This window comes from Paenibacillus hodogayensis, assembly GCF_039536325.1.
GTDB lineage: Bacteria > Bacillota > Bacilli > Paenibacillales > NBRC-103111 > Paenibacillus_AB > Paenibacillus_AB hodogayensis.
The window spans coordinates 610,727-631,880 of the sequence record NZ_BAAAYO010000008.1 but is presented as its reverse complement, the minus strand read 5'-3'; the positions used below and the strand labels follow the sequence as shown (position 1 = coordinate 631,880).

Genomic DNA, 21,154 nt, shown 5'->3' with positions numbered 1-21,154 from the left:
ACGGTAGGAGTAGTTCCGCAGCTAAGCGGACTGACGCCAAACGACTTTACGTCGCCGGTTGTCTACACGGTCACGGCTCAGGACGGGACAACGAAGAACTACACGGCGACGGTAACTGTAGGAGCCAACAGCGCGAAGGACCTCACGGCGTTCAGCTTCGCAGGTCTTTCGCCAGCGGCGGTAGGAACAATCAATGGAACCAATGTTGAAGTGACGGTGCCCTTTGGTACACCAGTAACTTCGCTGATTGCGACGTTTACGAGCTCTCCAAATTCGACGGTGACGGTAGGAGTAGTTCCGCAGCTAAGCGGACTGACGCCAAACGACTTTACGTCGCCGGTTATCTACACGGTCACGGCTCAGGACGGGACAACGAAGAACTACACGGCGACGGTAACTGTAGGAGCCAACAGCGCGAAGGACCTCACAGCGTTCAGCTTCGCAGTTTTTTCGCCAGCGGCGGTAGGAACGATCAATGGGACCAATGTTGAAGTGACGGTGCCCTTCGGCACACCGGTAACTTCGTTGATTGCGACGTTTACGAGCTCCGTAGGATCGACGGTGAAAATAGGGAACGTTCCGCAGCTAAGCGGACTGACGCCGAACGACTTCACGTCGCCGGTTACGTACACGGTTACGGCCCAGGACGGGACGACGAAGAATTACACGGTGACGGTTACTGTAGCGGCGAGCAGCGCGAAGGACCTCACGGCGTTCAGCTTTGTCCTGCCCCCAGCAGTGGGTATGATTGATGGAACAAATGTTGAAGTGACGGTGCCTTTTGGTACACCGGTAACGTCGCTGATCGCAACATTCACGAACTCCGCAGGATCGACGGTGAAGATAGGGAACGTTCCGCAGCTAAGCGGACTGACGCCGAACGACTTTACGTCTCCCGTGATATACACGGTCACGGCTCAGGATGGGACGACCGCATCTTATATCGTGGTGGTTACGCGCGCTGCTGTTGTGGGAGGGAACCCCAGTCTGACTGCGTTGACGCTGACGAACGGCGGGCTGCCCTTGATGGCCGAATCTGTGACGGGAGCAACGTATCATTACCATGTGACTAACCAAGTATCGAGTATTAGCGTTACGGCAAGCGTGTATGACAGCAATTCCGTTATAGTCGGCAGCTTGTACAACAATGACAATGTGCTGGTATGGGGTCCGTTTAACTTCACCAGCGGTACAGCGACTCCTCCGGTACCGCTTGATGTGGGCGTCAACCGGCTGGAATTGGCCGTAACAGCTCAAAACGGCTCTACTCAAACCTATCTGGTATACGTGAATAGGGCATCCGCAGCGTACAGTAATGCTTCCTTGCAATCGTTGCAAGCAAGCAAGACCGGTTTGGAGTATAACAAGGCTATTTTGGACTACACCTTCTCTGTAGGGAATAGCGTCAATACCCTAACGTTAAGTGCTCTTCCCGAAGAAACCCTTGCTACTGTAAAAATAAACGCCGTAGCGACAACGTCGAAGGAAATCCAGTTAAATGTCGGCAGAACGCTTGTGACCATAGAAGTGACGGCACAAGACGGCATAACGAAATCGACCTATACCGTGACGATCAAAAGAGCTGTAGCGATAACGGCTGTTTCCAACACATCCATTCCGATAACGAGCGATCCGGCTACCATTACCGTTCCGTCGGGCGTTACGAATGCGAAGCTTGCAGTCACGCCGACGAACGCAGGATCGAGCCGGGAGGTTACCCTCCCCTTGATCGAGGTGCTGGCGGAAACCGCCCAGGGGACCGTGCTGGCGGTCATTCCGGAAGGCACGAAAGTGACGGCTCCTTCGGCGTGGGATGGCACCATCAAGCTGCCTGAAGCGAAGAGCGCGGGCAGCGTATCGGTCAGCAACGGCAATGTGAGCGGAGTTATTGAAATAGGGTCATCGGAGGTCATGCTGACTTTTGACAAAGCCGTGCGTCTACTCTTCCCGAAACAGGGAAATAAACTGGCCGGTTATATAAAAAATGGTGCTTTAATCCCGATCACAGGTTCGGTTACAGAGGATACGCAGGCTGCTGCCGATCGCGAAATTGCAGCGGGCGGGGACGCCAGAATTACAGTTGGCGAAGACCTCGTCGTGTGGACGAAGCACTTCACGACTTATGTCTTTTACTCGCCGGTTATTCCGACCGTTACTAATGGCGGAGGAGGCGGATATGGCGGCGGTCCTGTCAACTCTGGAACCATTTTGGCTGCCCGCGGAGGGACGCTCCAGTTGAATGGTGTGCAAATCGAAGTGCCGATCGGCGCGATAGACAGCGATATTCAGGTGACCGTAGATCGAATAATCGGCGCGCCAGCACTGTCTCTTGGCGATCTCATGAGCTTGGTAAGTGAAAGGTACGACATCAAGAAAAATAAAGCCGGTGATTTCAACAAGGCCGTTACCCTGACTTTGCCATACGACAAAACGAAAATCGATTTCACCAAATCTACTGTAGCGCTGTATCGGTTGGACGAGAAAACTCAGAAATGGGTGCAGGCGGATGACCAGAAAATCGATCAAGCTAAAGGGACGGTGTCGGGAACCGTACGATACTTCGGGAAGTTTGCCGTTCTGATGTCGGCTAAAGAGGAGAAGGGGGTTCCTCCGACGAACGCAGCGGATGTTAGCGACATCAAGGGACATTGGGCCGAAAAGAGCATTCGCGACTTCCTTCAGCTAGACGTCGTTAACGGCTATCCGGACCATACGTTTAAACCCGATAAGAGCATCACGAGAGCCGAGTTTGTTACGATGATCGGAAGAGCTTTTCATCTCCAGGCGCAGGCAGGCAAAGGGTTTAGCGATACGAAAGCGCATTGGGCCCAAAGCGCAATCGAGACGGCGGCCGCCCTTGGCGTTGTTACCGGATACGATGCGGACACCTTTGGTCCGGACGACTTGATTACCCGCGAGCAAATGGCCGTCATTGTCGTTCGGGCCGCACATATCGATTCTGCCGGGGAGTTAGGCCGTTTCACGGATAACGCCGATATAAGCGACTGGGCTCGCGCCGCTCTTGCTGCCGCAGCGGCCAAAGGATTACTGAACGGTTATGAGGACGGTACAGTGAAGCCGAAAGAAAACACCACCCGTGCAGAAGCGGTGACTGTCATTTTAAGAGCGGTGCAGATCAAGAAGTAATCCGCACAGGCGGAACCTGTGGCATGACTCCGATCGGGGATAAGTAAGCAAGGGAATATGTAGGATTACGAAAAGCAAGCTGCCGCGCGAAATATCGTGCGATAGCTTGCTTTTTCTTAAAGCGGAACTTCGAACCGAATTGCTGCGGCAACGGAGGGCGGCCCTCGTCGGCAGCGTATAGGGCGATTGTGCCGCTTCCGGGATGCGACCCGGCGGACTTAAGAATCGCTGTCCGGCTTTCTTTCCTGTTCCTGAAGTTCCCGCAAGTAGTCGTCCAAACGATCGAACCGATCCTCCCAGATGCTCCGAAACGTGTCAAGCCAGTCGTTCAGCTCTATAAGCGGCTGAGCCCGGAGCTTGTAGATTCGCCGGTTGGCGATCGCTTGAACTTCCACAATTCCGGCATCGCTCAGGACGCGCAGATGCTTGGAAGCTTGCGGTTGATTGAGCCCGAGGCGCTCGGCAACCTCCCCCACGGAAAGAGGGCCGTCGCGCAGAAGCTCGACAATGTGCAGCCGGTTAGGCTCGGCCAGAGCGCTTAAAGTCGAATGCATGATTATAAGATACCCCACTCAGAATATTCCTGTAAAGGAACATATCAATAACATAATGAAGGCGGAACCTGTGCGGCATTTTTATGGGTCATCCACGGGTCTGCTACCAACGTCGGCGCTTGCTTTTAAGCCACAAGTAGCCGAGCAGCAGCACCTGTGCCGCGACCATGATGCCGAGGGTTAACCACGCGCGCCCGTTTCCGGAGGCCGTCCATCGTTCGGCTGCAAAACCGGGGACGATCAAAAGCAGCGGGATCAGGATGGTTACCCACGTTCTAGCGATAAGGGAGTAACCGATCAGGAACAAGAGGCAGATGGCGGCCAGCCATTGGTTTTGGACAGCGGTCGGGACGAAGAGCGGAGTCAGCGGCACCGTTTTATCAAGCAACTGGACACCGATGAATATCGCCAACGGTACGGCGGCTATAGTAACATACCAAACCTTGCGGGCACCCCGGGAAAGGACGCGAGAGCTGTCTCGGCGCAGCAGCAGCACGAAGGCCGCCGTGCCGAAGATCAAGACGGATATGGTGCCGATTATATCGGCTATCGTATAGGAGGCTTTCCCGCGAAGGGCGTCCGGCAAAATAATAAAAGCTAGAGCCAGCGGAAAAAGCGGCATAAGCAGCGACGCGATTCCTCGCCAGTCCGTCTTCATTTCGTCTTTAAGCTGATCCATATAAGCTTTGGGGGAGCTGCCCGTTATAGCTTCGATGGGCTTGCCGTTCTTTTCCGCTTCGTAAAGGTGATCCTCCAACTCGCCGATGATTTCGGCGATCTCCCGTTCATTTTTTCCATGTACCGTCAAGTACGTCTTGAGGTCCGTCAAAAAGCTGTCCGCTTGCGGAGAGAGCATATTAATCCACCTCTCGGGTTGGTTTGGTGTGAAACAAAGCGCCGACAGCCAGAGAAAGGTTGTGCCATTTCTCCTGAAAATCTTGCAAGTCGGCTAGTCCTGCATCCGTAATCGAATAGTATTTGCGCTTGGGACCGTTGGGCGAAGCTTTCATAACCGTGGATACGAACCCTTCCTTTTGCAAACGGATCAGTACGGGGTATATGCTGCCCTCGCTGACCATCGTGAATCCGAACTGTTCCAGCTTCTCGATCATTTCGTACCCGTACGTTTCGCCGCGGGCGATCACGGCCAGCAGGCAGCCCTCCAATATCCCTTTTAACATCTGGGTAGATGTTGACATCGATCCACTCCCTTGTTATGCAAGATAGCTGCTCAAAAAAATAAGTACCTTGCAATACAATATAGCAGAGGCGAATAAAAAAAGCAACGGTTCGTTCGCGGATCGTTTGCTCCGGTTATCCGTGCGGAAGCGAGAGGGGGAGCGGGCTGCAAGTGTACGCCTTGCTCGTTCGTCCCTGGCAGAGGCCCAAGTATCAGACGTTTGCGACCGTCGCCGCACATATGTGACAAAAAGAAAAAGAGCCCTTGCTTCACAAGGACTCTTGCTTGTAATGATCTGTAGTGGGCTCGAACCACTGACCCCTACCCTGTCAAGATAGTGCTCTCCCAGCTGAGCTAACAGATCATGTTCATCAGCGACAAGTAATATAATACCAAGATCCGATGGGCATGTCAACCTAATTTTTAATATTTTTTGGTCGCGGGCAGGGATTTACTTTTCGCGCCTCTCTATTTATAATGAGAACAGGTGTTCTTGTCGAGCAGGCGCGCAGCGGTCGGCGTGTCGCCTATAGGGGAGTAACCCCCATCACAGTGAACGATGAACAGAAAGGGCTGAATCGTATGAACCATCTTCCTGATATTCTGACTGTCAAACAAGTCGCCGTTTTAATGGGCTGGCACACGAACACGGTATATTTGCGCTGCACTAGCGGCGAACTGAAAAGCTTCAAATCCGGAAACAGCCGGCGGATCCGCAAGGAAGCGTATCTCGAATGGATTGCCAGGCTGGAAAACGAAAGCGGCAAAGTAGGGTAGATGGCCTTGCAAAGCCGAGCATCGCATTTTCGCCAAAAAGAGAAGCCATTTATACGTCTGCTTTTGCTTCCCTGTTTCTTAAAAAAGATAGAACGATAAACGTCATCCAGGTTATGATGGGGATACCGATGACCAATGTATAACGACCGGAAAAATCGATTCCAAACAATCTGGATTCGTCCTCTATACGCTATAGAAACCATGCTGTGCCTACTAATAGCAGCGTATTGATCAAGAACGCCGATAACATACCTAACCATTTGTTGTTTCTATTCCTCGTGAACAAGACGGATATAGTCGTGGAAACGATGAAAGAAAAGGCTATGATCATATAATTCAAACGGTATGTCGCCTTCCTTCTAATTGATGGGCTAATTATCTCCGAATTACGGTACTGCCCTAAATCATAGAACAATATTCAAGCAGCGCCTGTAAAGCGCCTTAGAGGAATTCCATAGCAGACATTCTTGATTGCTTGGGCAAGTTGGCGTTTCTCTAGATGGGAGTTTGTACGGGTATCAAGGCAAGCAAAAAAGCCCCTGCGTGAGCAAGGGCTCTTTCTTAAATGATCTGTAGTGGGCTCGAACCACTGACCCCTACCCTGTCAAGATAGTGCTCTCCCAGCTGAGCTAACAGATCGTATTGTCTGGCGGTAGTTATTAGAATAGCAGGGATGGGTGAGCTTGTCAATACTAATAATTCATTTTATTGGCAGACATTAATAGGCCGGCCCTGTTTCAAAGCCGCTGAAATGGGGTAATCATAACAAACGCGTACGCTTGCAGAAAAACGCGCAGAGGCGGTGGTATCGTACATACGTCTGCGATTATTATCCTCCTTCTCTCGTATCGTCCATAACGGCGGCGATAACGCTTGTCCGGGCGCTCAAGCCGCTTCGGCGGCGATACGATGAGAACAGGCGGAGGACGCCTACTCTCCTTATTGAAAACCGATGGAACAGCCTGCCTTCGCGGCAGGTTGTTTTTTCCGTGGAGAATGGTGTCGGGCCTTGTTTGCGGCAAGTCCCGGTCGGACGTATTCTGGGTATACAAAATCAGCTTATGACTGCGACCTAGGGCTTGGGAAATGGTGGATGGAGAGCCAAACGTATATATTCTCATACTTTTTTCACGTTGTGAAAAATCGACAAGATATGATAATGTAAAAATGAGACCGAAAATTGGTTGAAACTACCCATTCCAGAGTTAGCGGAGGAGGAAAATGAAACGATACGGCGAGATGACCCGGGAAGAGCTTCAAGCCGAGCTGGACAGGCTGGAGGCCGAAAAGGGCGAGGCTGAATTTCCAAGTCAGACGGAAATCAGGACTCAAAAACGATGGATGATCAAGGCTTATTTGCTTTCCGCCGCATCGTTCGTACCGGGCACGTACCGGGTCTTTGGCTTTTCGGAGCCTTTTGAGTTGACCTATGTGAACGGCGTTATGGCATGGGGACGGATGGGCTCGGAGGAAGAGGCCAGTTTTCCTATTTCCATGCTGCACGTCATGGAGGACGCTCCTGAGCGGAATTAACACAATTTTAAATTATTTCGAATAACGTGGATGATTTTGCAGGAATTTTGCTATAAAGGTCGAAATAGTCAAATATAAGATTATTTCCTTTTTTCGCCTTTTGCAAAGTTCGGCCGACACCTGCGTGATAGAGGGGTAACCGAATGCAAAAAGGATTGCTCTATTCTACGGTCATGAATCAGGAGCAGCGGGCGATCAAATTGTTTTTGGTTTTGTTTTATGGTATCGGTTTCTCTTTCGACGCTTTCTACTTTTACTTCTATCCCAAGTTTGTGAGCCATTCGAGAGATGTCGGGCTTCCGCCCGGGGGCATCGGCTACGGCATTTATTTGATCCATCTTGCTCTGCTGCCTGTCGCCTTCTACTTGATCCGCAAGCACAAGCCCGCGATGGTCAAATATGTATACATCTATGTATACTTGGCCGTTTCGGTGCTGAACGATTTGTTCCTTTACGTGGGCTCTGACCTTACATACGACTCCAGCAATGTGGCAGAAGTGCTTTTTGTCCTGTTTTCACCCATTTTCTTGAACAAGAAATATTTTTGGATCGTCATCGGGGGCATTACGTCCAAGTACGTGCTGCTGCTGGTTACGCTTCAACAGCCCGCGCTTATTTTGCCTTTGGCGCTCTACCCGATCCTGTCATCCATGTCGTATATTATGCTGAACCGGTTTATCGGTTACGTCGATGCGATTCGGGATTCCTATAACGGACAGATGGAAGCGATCGTGAAAGGAATCGTCGCTACGCTGGAGCTGAAAGACCCTTATACGCGGGGACACAGCGAAAGGGTCGCCTATTTCTCGCTCATTCTGGCCAAGCAGTTGAACCGTTTTTCCGAAGAGGAAATGAAGGCGTACTACTACGCATGCCTGCTGCACGACGTGGGCAAGGTCAGCATTCCCGATCATATCCTGACCAAGCCTTCTTCCTTATCCGAAGCCGAGTTCGACATTATTCGCACGCACCCTGTCGTAGGCGTCAATGCAATCAAACATATAGACGGCTTGCAAAATGCGGTCTCCGTCGTGCTTCACCATCACGAGCGTTGGGATGGGAAAGGGTATCCGGATGGGCTCCACGGGGACAAAATTCCGCTGCTGGCGCGCATTACGGCGGTCGCCGACGCCTTCGACGCGATGACGTCCCGAAGGTCGTACCGGGACGCGCTGACCGTCGAGGAAGCGTACCAGCGTATCGTTCAAGGCAAAGGCGCCCAGTTCGATCCTGTTGTCGTGGAGCTGTTTCAGGATGTGTTCCCGTTGTTTGTGCAGTACGTTGCACGGATGCGCCGCGACGAGGACTCGCCGACGGAAGCCCAGACGGCCGCCGGCCGTCCCGAACTGGAAAGGGGGTGAACGTTAATGAAGATCAGAAAACTGGTAAAGGTGAAAACCACTTGCTGGTGGTGCGGAATTTGGTGGTAAGCAAGCGCAAGGATGCAGCCGGGTTTCCGGCCGCGTCCTTTTCTTTTTAATAGGAACGTCGTCGGGCACGAATAGAAGGAAGGAAGTGCAGGCAAGGTGAAAGTAACGGCGCAAAGCAGGCTTACCCCGGTGCAGCTCGTAATTCGTCCCGACCGGCAAGGCTACATTGTCGAGGATGCCGCGGCGGGGGACTATTACGAGATGAACGAGCTGTGCGTGCGGGCGCTTCAACGGATGCAGGAGGGCGCGGCGATCGGCGAGATCGAGGCGGAGCTGCGGGAGCGGTTTCCCCGCGAGGACGTGGATGTCATCGGGTTCGCCGACCAACTCCAGGAGATGGGACTCGTTGCCGAACTGGACGGAGTCGCGCTGCGCCGGGACGAAGGTCCCGCACAGGGGGGCGTTGGGGCCGGCCGACCGGCGGGGGACCGTCAAGGCGGCTTCGCCTGGATTCCCGCGTCGTTTGCCCGCTTCTGGTTTCATCCGCTGCTGCTGCTGTTGTACGGGTGCGCGATCGCGGCCAATGCGGCGATTCTGATCGTCAGGCCGGATTTGTTTCCGCGTTATGGGGACGTGTTCCTCTTCGATTCGATGGTACTCAACAGCGTCGTCTGGCTGGGGCTGTCTTTCGTGCTTCTTATGCTGCACGAACTGGGGCACATTATGGCAGTGCGTTCGTTCGGCCTGCCCGCTCGGCTTGGCATCGGCCACCGGTTCGTGTTCGTCGTATTCGAGACCGAGATGGACGGGATATGGCGGCTGACGCCGAAGCAGCGGAATGTGGCGTTTTTGGCGGGGATGGGCGTCGATCAGCTCGTGCTGCTGCTATGCCTGGCGCTGCAAGCGGCTTTTCCCGAACAGTCCGGGCTGATCGGAGGGCTGGCTGCGTTGGCCGCGCTTGACGTATTCGTCAAGCTGGCGTTCCAATGCTGCTTTTATATGAAGACAGACTTGTATTATGTGGCGGAAAATGTGACGGGCTGCTACAATTTGATGGAGCGGAGCCGAGACTGGCTGGCGGGGAAGCTGTGGAAGGGAAGAAGTGCGCAGAAGCAGCCGGAGGAGACTCGGGCGGTTCGGTGGTATGCTTTATTTTACGCCGCCGGCTATGTGTTTAGTGTGACACTGATTGCCGTATTCTTCGCGCCGCAGCTGATTGTGTCGGTGACGACGATCGTGCCTTGGCTCGCCGAGCCGCAGCAGCCAGCGCGCTTCTGGGACGCGGTCGTTTTCCTGGTCGAACTGCTGGGGTTGGGCGGGCTGCTGGCTTACGCTTGGAGCAAAAACAGAAAGAGCGCCGGCGCGGAAAAAAAAGACCGGAGCGCCGCTCGTTAGCGGTCGCTCCGGAACGCGATTCAATCGGTGCCGCACATCGCCCCGTAAAGTCGATCGCACCGGTCCGTCAGCTCGAAGTCCAGCGCAGTGATGCCACCCTCGCTCCAGGTCGTGACGCTGATTGTCACGAGCCGGTATTCGATGGAGATCATCGGGTGATGGTTAAGCGCCTCTGCGCTCATCGCCGTCTGCTGGACGAATTCGATGCCTTTCATATACTGCGGGAACCTGTATTTTTTAACGAGCCATTTGTCGTCTTTGAGCGTCCAGCCCGGACGGGCGTTAAGACGCTCCTGGATTTGGTCGTCGGTCATTTTCGCCACGGTCGGTTCACCTCGCTAATGGATCGGGTTTTCTATCATTATACACCAATGGGCGGAGGAAGGGGGGACTTGTCATGATCAAATTTGACGCGGAGCTCTATTTCGAGGCCGAGCTCAAGCCGTATGCCCCGGTCGTAGAGCGGCGCGGGCCGCTTATTGACATTTATGTGAAACTGGCTGCAGGCGACGGGGCGGCGTGGCCAGCGGACTTGACCGAGCCGGGCGCGCTTGTCGTATGCGATCCGGACGGACAGCCAATTCACTATGTCGTGCTGGAGGAAGGCTGCGATAGCGAATACGGGTTTACGGACCGGGAGAAGCAGCAGCTGATGCGATATATGGAGCGCGAGCGGCTGCTTGAGCGCGCGGACGGCTGAGCCTTGAGGCTTTTGTTGGACATGAAAAAGGAGAGGGCGCTTGTCCCTCTCCGGTTCTTACTCGACGATCAGTTTTGCTTTCATATTGACGTGTCCCGTGCCGCAAGGTACGGAGCAAAGGATCTCGTACGTGCCGGCTGTATCGAACGTAACTTCCTTGGACAAATCTTTGCCGCTAAGCGAAATGCCGAGCTTGGCGATGTCGATGCCGTGGGTGCCTTCTTTGTTTTTCAAGACGACCTGCAGCGTTTCCCCTTTTTTCACCTTGTATTCCGGTTGGTCGAACTGGAAATTGCTTGCCGTAATTTTCAGCTGAGGCTTACCGCTTTCCGCTCCCGCTTCTTCTTCGCTTTTTTCCGGTTTGGCGCTAACCAGCAGGAAGATGATCCCCAAGGTACACGCTCCGAAAAACAAAACGGACATGATCCATTTATACATGTGTGGTCCTCCTCGGTCGAAAATGTCACTTCACAGATTATACGATATTTTGGATTTCAAATCCATTCGCCCTTTTGACGTCTTTTTGACAAAACGTTGAACAAATCCGCATAAATTCATTGTTGCCCAACAAATCTTTACACAAACCGATGCGCTTTTCCGCAACGGACGGTTTTTTTCGGCCCGCATCCACCTTCTGGGCAAACGTCCATTTTGCCCGGTACTGGGTGTTTATCCGTGTTCCCCATGGGTGTTCCTCCATAGACTGAGGGTAGATTGAAGGCGAAAGGGAGGTGCAATAATGAATTATATGCAAAGATCGGCCAACGTCATGTCGATGCCCATGTCCATGCCGATGTCGAATATGGCAGCCCCGGTGATGGGAGCTCATATGAACGCGGCGGCTCCGGTAATGGGTGCGCACGTAAACGCCCCGTTCGAGAACGTCGCTCCGACGTTCGTGTCTCCGGCGTACGTGGCTCCGATCAGCCACGGTCATCATCATGGTCATTGCTGTACGGCAGGCGCGGGCTACTCCTCTACGGGAATCATTCTGGTGCTGTTCATTCTGCTCGTGATTATAAGCCGTGCCCATCATAAGCTGTGAGCGGTTCGTAACCGTTCGGACGGAAGCCGGAGCCTTGCGCTCCGGCTTCTTTGCCGTTTCCGACAGGTCGCCAAGGAGCCCACGCCGGAGGCAGACGCCCTGCGTATACTATGGCAAACGTACAGGTGGTGATGATTACGGCTATGCCCAAACGATCCGGCGAGAAGCAAAAACGCGCCGCGCTTCATCCGAAGATGAGTCCCCATTTGCGCAGGAAGGTAGCTGCCAGCCTGCCGGGCAAAGAAGGGCGCAAACGCCAAGGAACGATCCGCGTCATTATCGAGTTCGACCGCAAGCCGACGCGGCAGTGCGTCGAGTCCGTGAAGCGCGGCCTGAAGCCGCATGCCCGGCATTTTCACGTGCTGAGGCGGATGACCCGCCTGCAGGCGATGTCCGCGCGCATTTCGTTGGCCGGCCTGCGGCGGCTTTGCTGTCACCGCAATGTGACCCGGGTGCATCTGGACCGCAAAGTACGGGTCACGCTCAATGTCGCCACGCCCTCTGTAGGCGCGTCCGAGCTGCAAAAGCAAGGCATAGGGGGAAAAGGCGTTACGATCGCGGTGATCGATACGGGAGCCTACCCTCATCCGGACTTGACGAAGCCGGTCAACCGGATCAAGGCGTTTAAAGATTTTGTCAACGGCCGCAAGAAGCCGTACGATGATAACGGGCACGGCACTCATGTGGCGGGAGACGCGGCCGGCAACGGCTACAGCTCGAAAGGGAAATACCGGGGGCCGGCGGACAAGGCGAAGCTGGTCATCGTCAAGGCGTTCGGATCCGATGGCGAGGCGGACAGCTCGGACGTGATCGCCGCCGTTGACTGGGTGCTGCGCAACCGGAAAAAATATGGCATACGGGTCCTCAACATGTCGTTCGGTTCGCCCGGCTTTGCCCGCTGCTCCGACGACCCGGTATGCCGCGCCGCAGAGCGGGCGTGGAAAGCCGGTCTGGTCGTCGTGGCCGCGGCCGGCAACTCCGGCCCCGGCAAAGGGACGATCGAATCGCCGGGCATCAGCCCGCTGCTCCTTACGGTAGGAGCGGTCGACGACCGCGGTACGGTGCTGCAGGCGGACGACCGAGTCGCTGCCTTTTCCAGCAGGGGACCGGCGCCGGGAGGAAGGGTGAAGCCCGATTTGAGCGCTCCGGGCGTCAATATCGTGTCGCTGCGCGCTCCGGGCTCGGTGCTTGACATTGGCGATCCGTCCGCGCGTGTTGGCAAAAGCTACTTCCGCATGTCCGGCACGAGCATGGCAACGCCGATCGTGTCCGGGGGCGTCGCCGAGCTGCTGCAGCGGTATCCGAGGCTGAAGCCGAGCCGCGTCAAGCAGCTGCTGAAAGCCAACGCGACGCGGCTGCGGTCCTACTCTTCCAACGCCCAAGGCCAGGGCGAGCTGAACGTCCGGTTTATCGCCAAAGCCAACCGTGTCTTGGTGGCCGCCAAACCGCGGTGCGCGGGATGCGAAGCTGCGCGGAGTATCGCGCGCAGAGGCTCGGCCCGCAAGTAAACCATTCACATCCACGGAATAGTCGAAGGCCGCGCGCCTCGCCCGCCAAAGCTCATCGGCAGCGTGGTGAGGCGGGCCTTCTTTCTTTTGAACCGGCGAACGAACCGGCGCGAAGTCGTCAACGATCCGAACGACTGAGCGTTCGTCCATGCTTCGACTGATTGTGCTATAATACGAGTCAAAGGACATCAGAAGGAGAAACAGCGATGGAATCGATAGTCGTGAACAAACAGGATCAGTTGGAGCTATGCCTGCGGCTGCGCCGGGAAGTATTTGTGGTCGAGCAGCAGGTGCCGGCCGATCTGGAGATCGACGAGCTGGACACGCTCGAGGCGCCTTGCCGGCACGTGCTGCTGCTGGAAGCGGGCGAGCCGGTCGCTACCGCACGGATGAAAGCATACGACGAAGAGACGGCGAAAATTCAGCGCGTCGCGGTGCGGCTGGAGCGCCGGGGGCAAGGACTGGGAAGGCGGGTCATGGAGGAGTTGGAGCGTCTTGCCGCGGCGGAAGGCTACGCGGCCGCGCTGCTGGACGCGCAGCTGCCAGCCCGGGCCTTTTACGAGCGAATCGGCTATACCGCCGTATCCGAGGAAACGTTTTACGATGCCGGCATTTTGCACGTCCGGATGGCAAAGAAGCTGGACAACCATTCTGATTGAACGCGGCCAACCATAAAAACCGTCTCTTCCGGGAAAGCTAACAGAGCTTTCAAGGATACGATAAAAAAGGAGACGAGCCTATGAGCTTCCAAGCGGACAACGACAGAGAAAGTTTTGTTGCGGTGCAAAAAAACGGCGACGGCGACATTACGGCGTTCAAAACATGCAAAGGTCGCGTATTGAACTACGAGCAGGCGCTTAACGAAGTCCAGTCGGGTGCGATCCAAGGCGTGAATGCTTTTAAAGGAAGAGACGGGGATACGTACATTCGCGGAGATGCGGACGGCGACCCTAGCAACAACTTGGATCAGCTGCCGACGTTCTGAGGCGGTATAGCGCGATAAAGCCTGTCCACCGGGAGCCAAAAACGGCTGGCTATGGACAGGCGATCGGGGAGGAAGCTGGGCGATGCGCCCGGCTTCTTTACCGTTGCTCGGAGCGCTCTCTCGGGAAGCGCTCGCAGAAAAGAAAAGCATGTTTAAGTTCGGGCAGGCGGTTCAAACGAATAGGACTGATGCTGGCGAATGAACACCATAGGGCCTGTCTTGCCGACGAACGCTTCCATGTTGTCCCCGTAATGCATGAGCCATGTTTTCCTTTGTATCGGTTCCGGCAGCGTCAGCAGGTCCGGCAGCGTGGCGTGGACGAGTCCGTGGCCATCCAACTGGCAATCGTGAAGCATATGAGAGCAGCCGCGCTCGTGAACGGCCTGCAGCAGTTGCGGATCGAACACCGTATCGCCGCTGTAAAACAAGTAGTCGTTCAAAATCAGCGCATAGCTCGGCATATCGAGGAAATGACGGGTCGGCACGATTTCGAGACGAAAACCGGGAACGATTTCGCATGGCTTCCCGACGGTCAGCGGCACGACGTGGAAAAAATCGTCCAGTGTTTGCCGGCCTTCCGCGCCGAATTCCAGCCCGCCCTTTAGAGAGCAGTTCCACAGCGGAGCGATCAGACCTTCTTCAATGAACAGACTCGGCTTTTTGCCATAATTGAATTTCAGGCGCAGCATCAGCTCCTCGAAGCCGCCGATATGGTCGGCGTGAAGATGCGTGACGAATACGCCGTCGATACAGTCGAGCGGCAGGCCCATGTGATACATGGCCAGTGGGGCGGTAATGCCGAAGTCGATCATGAGCGTATAGCCGTTGCACTTGACCAGTGCGTTGTTGTTGAAATATTTTTTGGCAAATGCCGAGCCGGTGCCGATCATCCGGATCTCCATGCTCATACGGTTCCTCCTTCGGCCAAAAGCACATTACGTTAAATGTATCATTTTTCCACAGAGATTTAAAGAAAGAACTGTCCTAATTCGACAAATTTTTCACTCCCCCTCCTGAGACTTCGGCAATAAATTGAATGGGCCGGGACAGTCGCGTATACTCGCTCATCCGCTCCCGCATAGAATACAGTGCGATTTCACACGGGATCGAGATTTTTGGCGGGAGGAACGAGCGATGGCAGGGAAAAAAACGAAAAAACAAGTATCGTCGGCTAAACCCCAGGCGCAATACAAATTTGTGACTTCCGACGTATGTACCGTCTGCAAGAAACAGTGTGCCCGCGGGCTTCGTTATATGGAGCGGATGGAGCAGCCGGGAGCGGTCGGGAACGGAATACCTTGCGTGCTCACCCGATACATGAAGTGAACCGCTGGGCGGATATGAAAAAAACCTTTGCCGCAAGCCATTGCGGCAAAGGTGAAAGTTTGGTGGTTAACAAAGTCAGGAATCATGCCTCATTACTTTCACGATCAGGCGGTCCAGCTGTTGGCTGATTTCGACGACCTGAGGGTGTCTGAAGTTATACATGTATTCTTTAGCCGTTCGTTCCAGGAGCTTTTTCATTTTGTCGATTTCGACATGCAGTCCGACATACTGGCTCATGCTGACTCCCGCTTCCTCATTCTAAATGGTTATATCTGTATCAGTTTACCCGATTTTGTACGGTGACGTAACTTCAATCTGGGAAAGTTAATTTTTATTTACAAGCGTTTGACTTCTGGTGTATTATAAATAATTTGGCAATAGTGGGCATTATGATTGAATTTATTTAACTTCCCATTTTTGGATAATAATTGTAAGTGATTTGAGCTCGAATTGCAAATATTTCGCTGACCGGAAAGCGCAACTTTTCATTCGACCGGGCGTCTAACTGTACAGAACGACATGGTTGATGGAGGTTTTTGAAATGAAAATGAAACGGCTTGCCGCACTTACCGCTACCCTGGTCGTGCTCGGAGCAGGAATCGTTTATGCAGGCTCGCCTTGGGGAGAATACCAGGGATATACCAAAGTCCGCGTGCAGGTCAACAACACGGAAGTGCCGGCCGGCGACGTTCCCGCCTTTATGATCGACGGCCGCGTCGTGCTGCCTCTGCGCGAGCTGTCCGATTCGTTGAATGCGATCGTCAAATGGGATGATGCCTCGAAAACGGCGTATTTGTACAAGCCGAATGTACATATGTTCGTCGCCAAAGATATCGCCAAGGACGACTCGCCGAAAACGCCTTTTGGCAAAGTGAGCAAGGGGAACAAGCTTGACTTCGTGGTAGCGGCCCAGGTGGACAGCCTGACGACGCCGATCCAATCGTTCAAGATCGATCTGGTTTCTCCGGAAGGGGCGATTATACGCTCCACGAATGCGGTAACGCTTCAAGGAGGCAAGGACAGCTTCTGGTACAGCTGGCCGCTGGAAAGCGTCACGTTCGATTCGACCGGCAAGTATAAGGTGCAGTTCAAGATCAAGCTGGACGACGCTCACGAGTATTCCGTCGTGTCCGAGAAGACGATCGTATCCGAATAACGGCGTGACGGCCGTGTTCGAGGCCGTTATTCACGAAATGCCTTCATTGACCGAGAATTTGGAAAATGGTACGATAGGTACGGTTTGAAATCCAATCGATGAAATGAGGGCCTGGCATGAGCGAGCATCAACACGACGAAAACTGCGGTTGCGGCGATGAGCACGAAGAAGATGTATTTATATTGACCGACGAAGACGGCAACGAACACGAAATGGTGATCGTATATACGTTCGAGACGCAAAACAAAGCTTACGCCGTGCTGCTGGATCGCAACGACCCGGAAGCGGACAGCATCATTTTCCGGATTGACGAGGAAGGCGAAGAGTCGTTCCTGGTCAACATCGAGGACGATGCGGAGTGGGAGCATGTAACGGCGGTATACGAGCAAATTTTGGTGACGGAATCGGAATCTTGAATCAATGAGCCCCCTTGCTCCGATGCGCGGAGAAGGGGGTTTTGTTGTGCGCCTTTTACTTGCGGGGGTTGAAATACATCGTTCTTCCGTTGAACAGTCGCAGCTCGGCCTTCAGTCCCTTGGCCAAATATTTGCACAGCTCGTTACCCTTGGACTTGTCCCCGTGCGTAGCGTCGTCCGGCAGCGTCACCTGGACGTACGTTTTTTCCCGGTCTTCCACCGACTTGCTCCCGACGCCAAACAATATGTATTTGTACAAAGGATTGCTGCCCTTCAAATAAAACCATTTTCCCTGGGCTTCGGGCTTCGTTTCGATCGTGTACGGAAAGGCGGAGGCGGCATAATCCCATCCCAGCTGCCTGCCGGTAAGCTCGGTTTGCTCCCTGTAACGGCCGAGTTGTTCTTTCAGTTCGTCAAGCGTCAAGGTGGAGGCGGCCGATCCGTCCACAAGATAAATGTAAGCGCTTTGCGCCATCGTTACACCATCCTTGTCGTTCCGTTTTTTCCAACAACATCATAGCATTACGCCTATCGATTTACAACCCGGCGGAACGTGTCCAACATTAATCTGCGCTTGCCGTAACGGACTCCCACTTTTCATATTCCTCCAGCATGGAATGAAGCTGCGTGCGAGCCATAACGAGCCCCATGCTCCCCAAAGCCAGTCTCCTTGGGGGGTTGTCCGTGCCCGCGATATCGGCAACGGCTGACATGGCCTTTTCCACATTGCCGTAAGGCGCGGTTTTGGCAAGTTCATGATACCAATCGTACTTCGCTTGATAATCGGGTATTAGACTAGTCGTTTCTTGCGTGTTCCCTTGGAAGCCTGTTTTGAATCCGGCAGGCTCAACAAGCGTGACGTGTATACCTAGCTCTTTGACTTCCGCGGCCAAGCCTTCGCTTAGATTTTCAAGCGCTGCTTTAGAACTGCAGTAAATGGACAAGGTTGGCAAGCTTTGCACTCCGCCCATCGACGAAATATTGATAATATGTCCTGAACGATGCTGCCGCATTTGTGGTAGAACGGCTTGAATGGTGCTCATAACGCCAAAAACATTCGTTTCATACTGCTCTCGCGCTTGATCGACCGTTACTTCTTCAAAAGCACCGGCTTGGGCATAACCGGCATTGTTAAGCAATACATCAATTTGTCCATATTGACGGGTGACCGCATCGATAACCTGATGGATCTTCGCAGGCTTTGTAATATCCAACTCCAAAACTTGAATGTTGCCATACTGGCTAAATTCAAGGGCAGCTTTGGATGTATCCCGCATAGTAGCTACGACATTCCAATCACGCTTGGCAAATTGAAGGACCAATTGTTGGCCAAAGCCTGTTGAGGTACCTGTGATCAAGACTGTTTTATTCATCGTATTCCCTCCAGATAATGAAATGGGCATGGCTCATCGATTATCTTAAGGGTTAAAGTGAACTTTAAGTCAAGGCCTTTCGTCAAAATACGTAAGAAAACGATCTTCAGGATTTCCCTTTTGAATCTGATTGTACACCTCCAGCTTTTGACTCACCGCTTCAAAAGCTTCATTGAGTACTTGCTGCTTTCTCTTGATTTCTTCTTGGTGTGCTTCTAGGATGGCTCTTCTTTGCCCAATCGTTGCTTCGCCTTGCAGAGCAAGTTCAACGATTTTTTTCAAATCCGCTATGCTCATTCCGGTCGCACGGAAACATGTCATTAATCGAATCCAGTCCAGATCTTTTTTATCGAAAATACGGTTACCGTTATCGTCCCGGCGAATATTGGGCAGAAGCCCTTCTTTATCATAAAATCGGATCGTGTGAGCGGGGCAATTTAATTTCTCCGATGCTTCTTTAATTGTAAACAAAGCGATTTCCCCCAAATCCAAAGTTTTATTTCTGCGTTTCTTTGTCTAAAGCCCCTTTATTATAAACCTTGAACTAAACTTTAAGTCAACGATTCCTAGCAAACAAAAAGATATTTTTGTTGTCAACGGTTGAGAAACCGTGGTATTTTTGTAATATAACAAGAATATTCTGAAAATTCTAACTCATGAGGAGCGTGGCGAATATGTTTGAGCGGCTGTACGATTCCGGAGAGCAGGCGAACATCCAGTTTATCGGCTTTGCCACCGATCTGGCCCGTTACGATTTCGGCATTGTGTACACGACGGCGTTTTTCGGCAAGCCCTTGGTCGTATGTATGCAGACGAACCGCTCTTCCCTTCTGGATCATGAGGACCTCGACAATATTGCCTACCTGCAGCGGGCCTTTCGGCTGAACGACCGTGAGGCGGAGGAGGTGTCCGCTTTTCTGAAGCAGCTTCTTCCGTCGATGGGGATGCAGGAGCAGTACGGCTGAAGACGGGACGGGAAATACGCGGAAGGGAAAAAGCCTTCGAACCACGCGCTGGACGCGGTTTCGAAGGCTTTTTTTTGGTGCGGAAAAATTAAAAAATCGGTTTTGTTTCCACGATGACTTTGACGAATTCGATCGTCCGGTCTTCCGGGCCTTTGACCGGCAGGCCGACTGTCAAATGATCGACGATATAATCGATGTTGTCCTGCGAGATCACCTCGCCCGGCAGCAGGATCGGAATTCCTGGCGGATAGACGTAGATGAACTCGGCCATAATGCGTCCGGCGGATTCCTTGAACGGCAGCAGCTCCGTATCGCCGTAGAAGGCGTCGCGCGGCGTCAGGGACAGCTGGGGGATTTCTGGGATTTTCACGACGAGCTCGTTCGCTTCGTTATGCGCATGCTCCTCGGCCAGCACGCTCAGCGCTTCAAGCAAAATATCGATATTTTGCTTCGTGTCCGCCGGTGTGACGAGACAGAGGATGTTGTACATGTCGCTCATTTCGATCTCGATATTGTACCGGTCGCGGAGCCAGTTCTCCACGTCGTATCCGGTCATGCCGAGATGGCGGATGTGGACGGTCACCTTGGTCGGATCGTAGTCGAAGGTCGCCTCCGTGCCGAGTATGTCTTCGCCGAAGCAGTACAGCCCGGGAATTTCGTTGATCGCCTTGCGCGCGTATTGGGCCAGTCCGATCGCGTGCTCCGCCATCGCCTTGCCTTCCAGCGCGAGCTTGCGGCGCGACGTATCGAGCGAAGCGAGCAGCAGGTAGGACGTCGAGGTCGTGGTGAGCATGCTGATAATCGTCTGAATGCGCCGCTGGTTGACGCGCGGGCCCTGAATGTTCAGCACCGAGCTTTGCGTCATCGAGCCGCCCAGCTTGTGGACGCTCGTCGCGGCCATGTCGGCGCCTGCGGCCATGGCGGACAGCGGCAGATCGTCGTGGAAGTGAATGAGCGCCCCGTGAGCCTCGTCCACAAGAACCGGAATGTCGTAGCTATGTACGAGCTGAACGATTTCCTTTAGATCGGCGCACACCCCGTAATAGGTCGGGTTGATGACGAGCACGGCTTTGGCGTCCGGGTGGCGCTTCAGCGCTTTGCGGACGGAGCTGGTCGTGACGCCGTGATCGATCCCCAGGTTGGGGTCGCTTACCGGGGACAGGAACACGGGCTTCGCTCCGGAAAAAATGATCGCTGACAAAATCGATTTGTGCACGTTGCGCGGCACGATAATTTTATCCCCTTCTCCGACCACGGACATGATCATCGTCATGATCGCCCCGCTCGTCCCTTGGACGGAGAATACCGTATATTCGGCGCCGAACGCGTCGGCGGCAAGCTGCTGGGCTTCTAAAATAACGCCGGTCGGTTGATGGAGATCGTCCAGCGGTGCTATATTGATTAAGTCGATGGAGAGCGCGTTGTCTCCGATAAACGAACGGAACTCGGGGTCCGAGCCCGCTCCCGTCTTATGTCCGGGAATATGAAATTGAATCGGGCGTCTGGCCGCATGTTCGGTCAATGCGGTAAACAAAGGGGTGCGGTTATGATCCACGCGGTCATCCCTTCCTTCCGGGCATTCTGCCAAGTGGTAAGTTGCAAACAAGGTTGAGTATATCAAAAACACGCCCACTTGCAAGTTAAAAATCCGTGTCAGGCTTTGATCGGAAAACGGGGGATTTCCGTTTTCAGGTAATGCGGGCCGCGATTTGGGGCACAATGGA

At 53.6% G+C, this 21,154-nt stretch carries 25 protein-coding genes and 2 tRNA genes; 14 read left to right on the top strand and 13 right to left on the bottom strand.

The window, feature by feature from the left end; all coding sequences use genetic code 11:
- On the top strand, positions 1-3,147 hold a 3,147-nt coding region (locus tag ABD796_RS18575; RefSeq protein ID WP_344910275.1), incomplete at its 5' end, for an S-layer homology domain-containing protein.
- 218 nt (positions 3,148-3,365) lie between these two features.
- Here the strand turns inward: ABD796_RS18575 and ABD796_RS18570 are convergent.
- From ABD796_RS18570 to ABD796_RS18555, 4 genes are all read right to left on the bottom strand, one after another.
- Positions 3,366-3,701: an ArsR/SmtB family transcription factor gene (locus ABD796_RS18570; RefSeq protein WP_344910273.1), complete on the bottom strand. Its 336-nt coding sequence runs from the start codon at positions 3,699-3,701 to the stop codon at positions 3,366-3,368.
- Between the two features lie 103 nt (positions 3,702-3,804).
- Complete coding sequence (locus tag ABD796_RS18565) at positions 3,805-4,557, bottom strand: HAAS domain-containing protein (protein ID WP_344910271.1); 753 nt, start codon at positions 4,555-4,557, stop codon at positions 3,805-3,807.
- 1 nt (position 4,558) lies between these two features.
- Positions 4,559-4,900 (bottom strand): PadR family transcriptional regulator, encoded by a 342-nt coding sequence (locus ABD796_RS18560; protein WP_344910268.1) that lies wholly within the window; start codon positions 4,898-4,900, stop codon positions 4,559-4,561.
- 272 nt (positions 4,901-5,172) lie between these two features.
- Positions 5,173-5,245, bottom strand: a tRNA-Val gene (locus tag ABD796_RS18555).
- 188 nt (positions 5,246-5,433) lie between these two features.
- Here ABD796_RS18555 and ABD796_RS18550 point away from each other — a divergent pair.
- Complete coding sequence (locus tag ABD796_RS18550) at positions 5,434-5,658, top strand: helix-turn-helix domain-containing protein (RefSeq protein ID WP_344910266.1); 225 nt, start codon at positions 5,434-5,436, stop codon at positions 5,656-5,658.
- 566 nt (positions 5,659-6,224) lie between these two features.
- Here the strand turns inward: ABD796_RS18550 and ABD796_RS18545 are convergent.
- A tRNA-Val gene (locus ABD796_RS18545) sits at positions 6,225-6,297 on the bottom strand.
- A 582-nt stretch (positions 6,298-6,879) separates the two neighbouring features.
- On the opposite strand from ABD796_RS18545, the gene ABD796_RS18540 reads away from it, so the two are divergent.
- From ABD796_RS18540 to ABD796_RS18530, 3 genes are all read left to right on the top strand, one after another.
- Positions 6,880-7,191: a DUF1811 family protein gene (locus ABD796_RS18540; protein WP_344910264.1), complete on the top strand. Its 312-nt coding sequence runs from the start codon at positions 6,880-6,882 to the stop codon at positions 7,189-7,191.
- A gap of 143 nt (positions 7,192-7,334) precedes the next feature.
- Positions 7,335-8,552 (top strand): HD-GYP domain-containing protein, encoded by a 1,218-nt coding sequence (locus ABD796_RS18535; RefSeq protein ID WP_344910261.1) that lies wholly within the window; start codon positions 7,335-7,337, stop codon positions 8,550-8,552.
- Positions 8,553-8,717: 165 nt separating this feature from the next.
- Positions 8,718-9,956, top strand: coding sequence for a PqqD family protein (locus tag ABD796_RS18530; RefSeq protein WP_344910259.1), 1,239 nt, complete (start codon positions 8,718-8,720; stop codon positions 9,954-9,956).
- A 20-nt stretch (positions 9,957-9,976) separates the two neighbouring features.
- Here the strand turns inward: ABD796_RS18530 and ABD796_RS18525 are convergent, their stop codons facing one another.
- The gene (locus ABD796_RS18525) at positions 9,977-10,270 is read right to left on the bottom strand and encodes a 4a-hydroxytetrahydrobiopterin dehydratase (RefSeq protein ID WP_344910329.1); all 294 of its coding nucleotides are present in this window, start codon (positions 10,268-10,270) and stop codon (positions 9,977-9,979) included.
- An 83-nt stretch (positions 10,271-10,353) separates the two neighbouring features.
- Between ABD796_RS18525 and ABD796_RS18520 the strand changes: the two genes are divergently transcribed.
- Positions 10,354-10,656, top strand: a complete 303-nt coding sequence (locus ABD796_RS18520; protein WP_344910257.1) for a hypothetical protein — start codon at positions 10,354-10,356, stop codon at positions 10,654-10,656.
- A gap of 57 nt (positions 10,657-10,713) precedes the next feature.
- Here ABD796_RS18520 and ABD796_RS18515 read toward each other — a convergent pair whose 3' ends face one another.
- The gene (locus tag ABD796_RS18515) at positions 10,714-11,094 is read right to left on the bottom strand and encodes a cupredoxin domain-containing protein (protein WP_344910255.1); all 381 of its coding nucleotides are present in this window, start codon (positions 11,092-11,094) and stop codon (positions 10,714-10,716) included.
- Positions 11,095-11,578: 484 nt separating this feature from the next.
- Between ABD796_RS18515 and ABD796_RS18510 the strand changes: the two genes are divergently transcribed.
- The 4 genes from ABD796_RS18510 to ABD796_RS18495 all read left to right on the top strand — a co-directional run bounded on the left by ABD796_RS18510 (position 11,579) and on the right by ABD796_RS18495 (position 14,194).
- Positions 11,579-11,701 carry a YjcZ family sporulation protein gene (locus ABD796_RS18510; protein ID WP_379116009.1) on the top strand — a complete coding sequence of 41 codons (123 nt, stop codon included), beginning with the start codon at positions 11,579-11,581 and terminating at the stop codon, positions 11,699-11,701.
- Between the two features lie 110 nt (positions 11,702-11,811).
- Positions 11,812-13,209, top strand: coding sequence for a S8 family peptidase (locus ABD796_RS18505; protein WP_344910253.1), 1,398 nt, complete (start codon positions 11,812-11,814; stop codon positions 13,207-13,209).
- A gap of 206 nt (positions 13,210-13,415) precedes the next feature.
- A complete protein-coding gene (locus tag ABD796_RS18500) occupies positions 13,416-13,868 on the top strand; it encodes a GNAT family N-acetyltransferase (RefSeq protein WP_344910251.1) in 453 nt (150 codons plus the stop codon).
- An 80-nt stretch (positions 13,869-13,948) separates the two neighbouring features.
- A complete protein-coding gene (locus ABD796_RS18495; RefSeq protein ID WP_344910249.1) occupies positions 13,949-14,194 on the top strand; it encodes a DUF3892 domain-containing protein in 246 nt (81 codons plus the stop codon).
- A gap of 152 nt (positions 14,195-14,346) precedes the next feature.
- Here the strand turns inward: ABD796_RS18495 and ABD796_RS18490 are convergent, their stop codons facing one another.
- On the bottom strand, positions 14,347-15,102 hold the full coding sequence (locus ABD796_RS18490) for an MBL fold metallo-hydrolase (protein WP_344910247.1): 756 nt from the start codon (positions 15,100-15,102) through the stop codon (positions 14,347-14,349).
- 226 nt (positions 15,103-15,328) lie between these two features.
- Between ABD796_RS18490 and ABD796_RS18485 the strand changes: the two genes are divergently transcribed.
- On the top strand, positions 15,329-15,520 hold the full coding sequence (locus tag ABD796_RS18485; RefSeq protein WP_344910245.1) for a hypothetical protein: 192 nt from the start codon (positions 15,329-15,331) through the stop codon (positions 15,518-15,520).
- Positions 15,521-15,595: 75 nt separating this feature from the next.
- Here the strand turns inward: ABD796_RS18485 and ABD796_RS18480 are convergent, their stop codons facing one another.
- Entirely contained in the window at positions 15,596-15,757 is a 162-nt protein-coding gene (locus tag ABD796_RS18480) for an aspartyl-phosphate phosphatase Spo0E family protein (protein WP_344910242.1), read from the bottom strand.
- Positions 15,758-16,061: 304 nt separating this feature from the next.
- Here ABD796_RS18480 and ABD796_RS18475 point away from each other — a divergent pair, with 304 nt between their 5' ends.
- Both ABD796_RS18475 and ABD796_RS18470 read left to right on the top strand, forming a co-directional pair.
- Positions 16,062-16,676, top strand: coding sequence for a stalk domain-containing protein (locus ABD796_RS18475; RefSeq protein ID WP_344910240.1), 615 nt, complete (start codon positions 16,062-16,064; stop codon positions 16,674-16,676).
- A gap of 116 nt (positions 16,677-16,792) precedes the next feature.
- Positions 16,793-17,092, top strand: a complete 300-nt coding sequence (locus ABD796_RS18470; protein ID WP_344910238.1) for a DUF1292 domain-containing protein — start codon at positions 16,793-16,795, stop codon at positions 17,090-17,092.
- A 55-nt stretch (positions 17,093-17,147) separates the two neighbouring features.
- Here the strand turns inward: ABD796_RS18470 and ABD796_RS18465 are convergent, their stop codons facing one another.
- From ABD796_RS18465 to ABD796_RS18455, 3 genes are all read right to left on the bottom strand, one after another.
- A complete protein-coding gene (locus tag ABD796_RS18465; protein WP_344910236.1) occupies positions 17,148-17,567 on the bottom strand; it encodes a DUF1885 family protein in 420 nt (139 codons plus the stop codon).
- An 88-nt stretch (positions 17,568-17,655) separates the two neighbouring features.
- Positions 17,656-18,465, bottom strand: a complete 810-nt coding sequence (locus ABD796_RS18460; protein ID WP_344910234.1) for an SDR family NAD(P)-dependent oxidoreductase — start codon at positions 18,463-18,465, stop codon at positions 17,656-17,658.
- Between the two features lie 69 nt (positions 18,466-18,534).
- Positions 18,535-18,936, bottom strand: coding sequence for a MerR family transcriptional regulator (locus ABD796_RS18455; RefSeq protein ID WP_344910232.1), 402 nt, complete (start codon positions 18,934-18,936; stop codon positions 18,535-18,537).
- A 203-nt stretch (positions 18,937-19,139) separates the two neighbouring features.
- On the opposite strand from ABD796_RS18455, the gene ABD796_RS18450 reads away from it, so the two are divergent.
- Positions 19,140-19,430 carry a DUF3055 domain-containing protein gene (locus tag ABD796_RS18450; RefSeq protein WP_344910229.1) on the top strand — a complete coding sequence of 97 codons (291 nt, stop codon included), beginning with the start codon at positions 19,140-19,142 and terminating at the stop codon, positions 19,428-19,430.
- A gap of 88 nt (positions 19,431-19,518) precedes the next feature.
- Here ABD796_RS18450 and ABD796_RS18445 read toward each other — a convergent pair whose 3' ends face one another.
- Positions 19,519-20,985 carry an aminotransferase class I/II-fold pyridoxal phosphate-dependent enzyme gene (locus ABD796_RS18445; protein WP_344910227.1) on the bottom strand — a complete coding sequence of 489 codons (1,467 nt, stop codon included), beginning with the start codon at positions 20,983-20,985 and terminating at the stop codon, positions 19,519-19,521.
- Between the last annotated feature and the right edge of the window lie 169 nt (positions 20,986-21,154).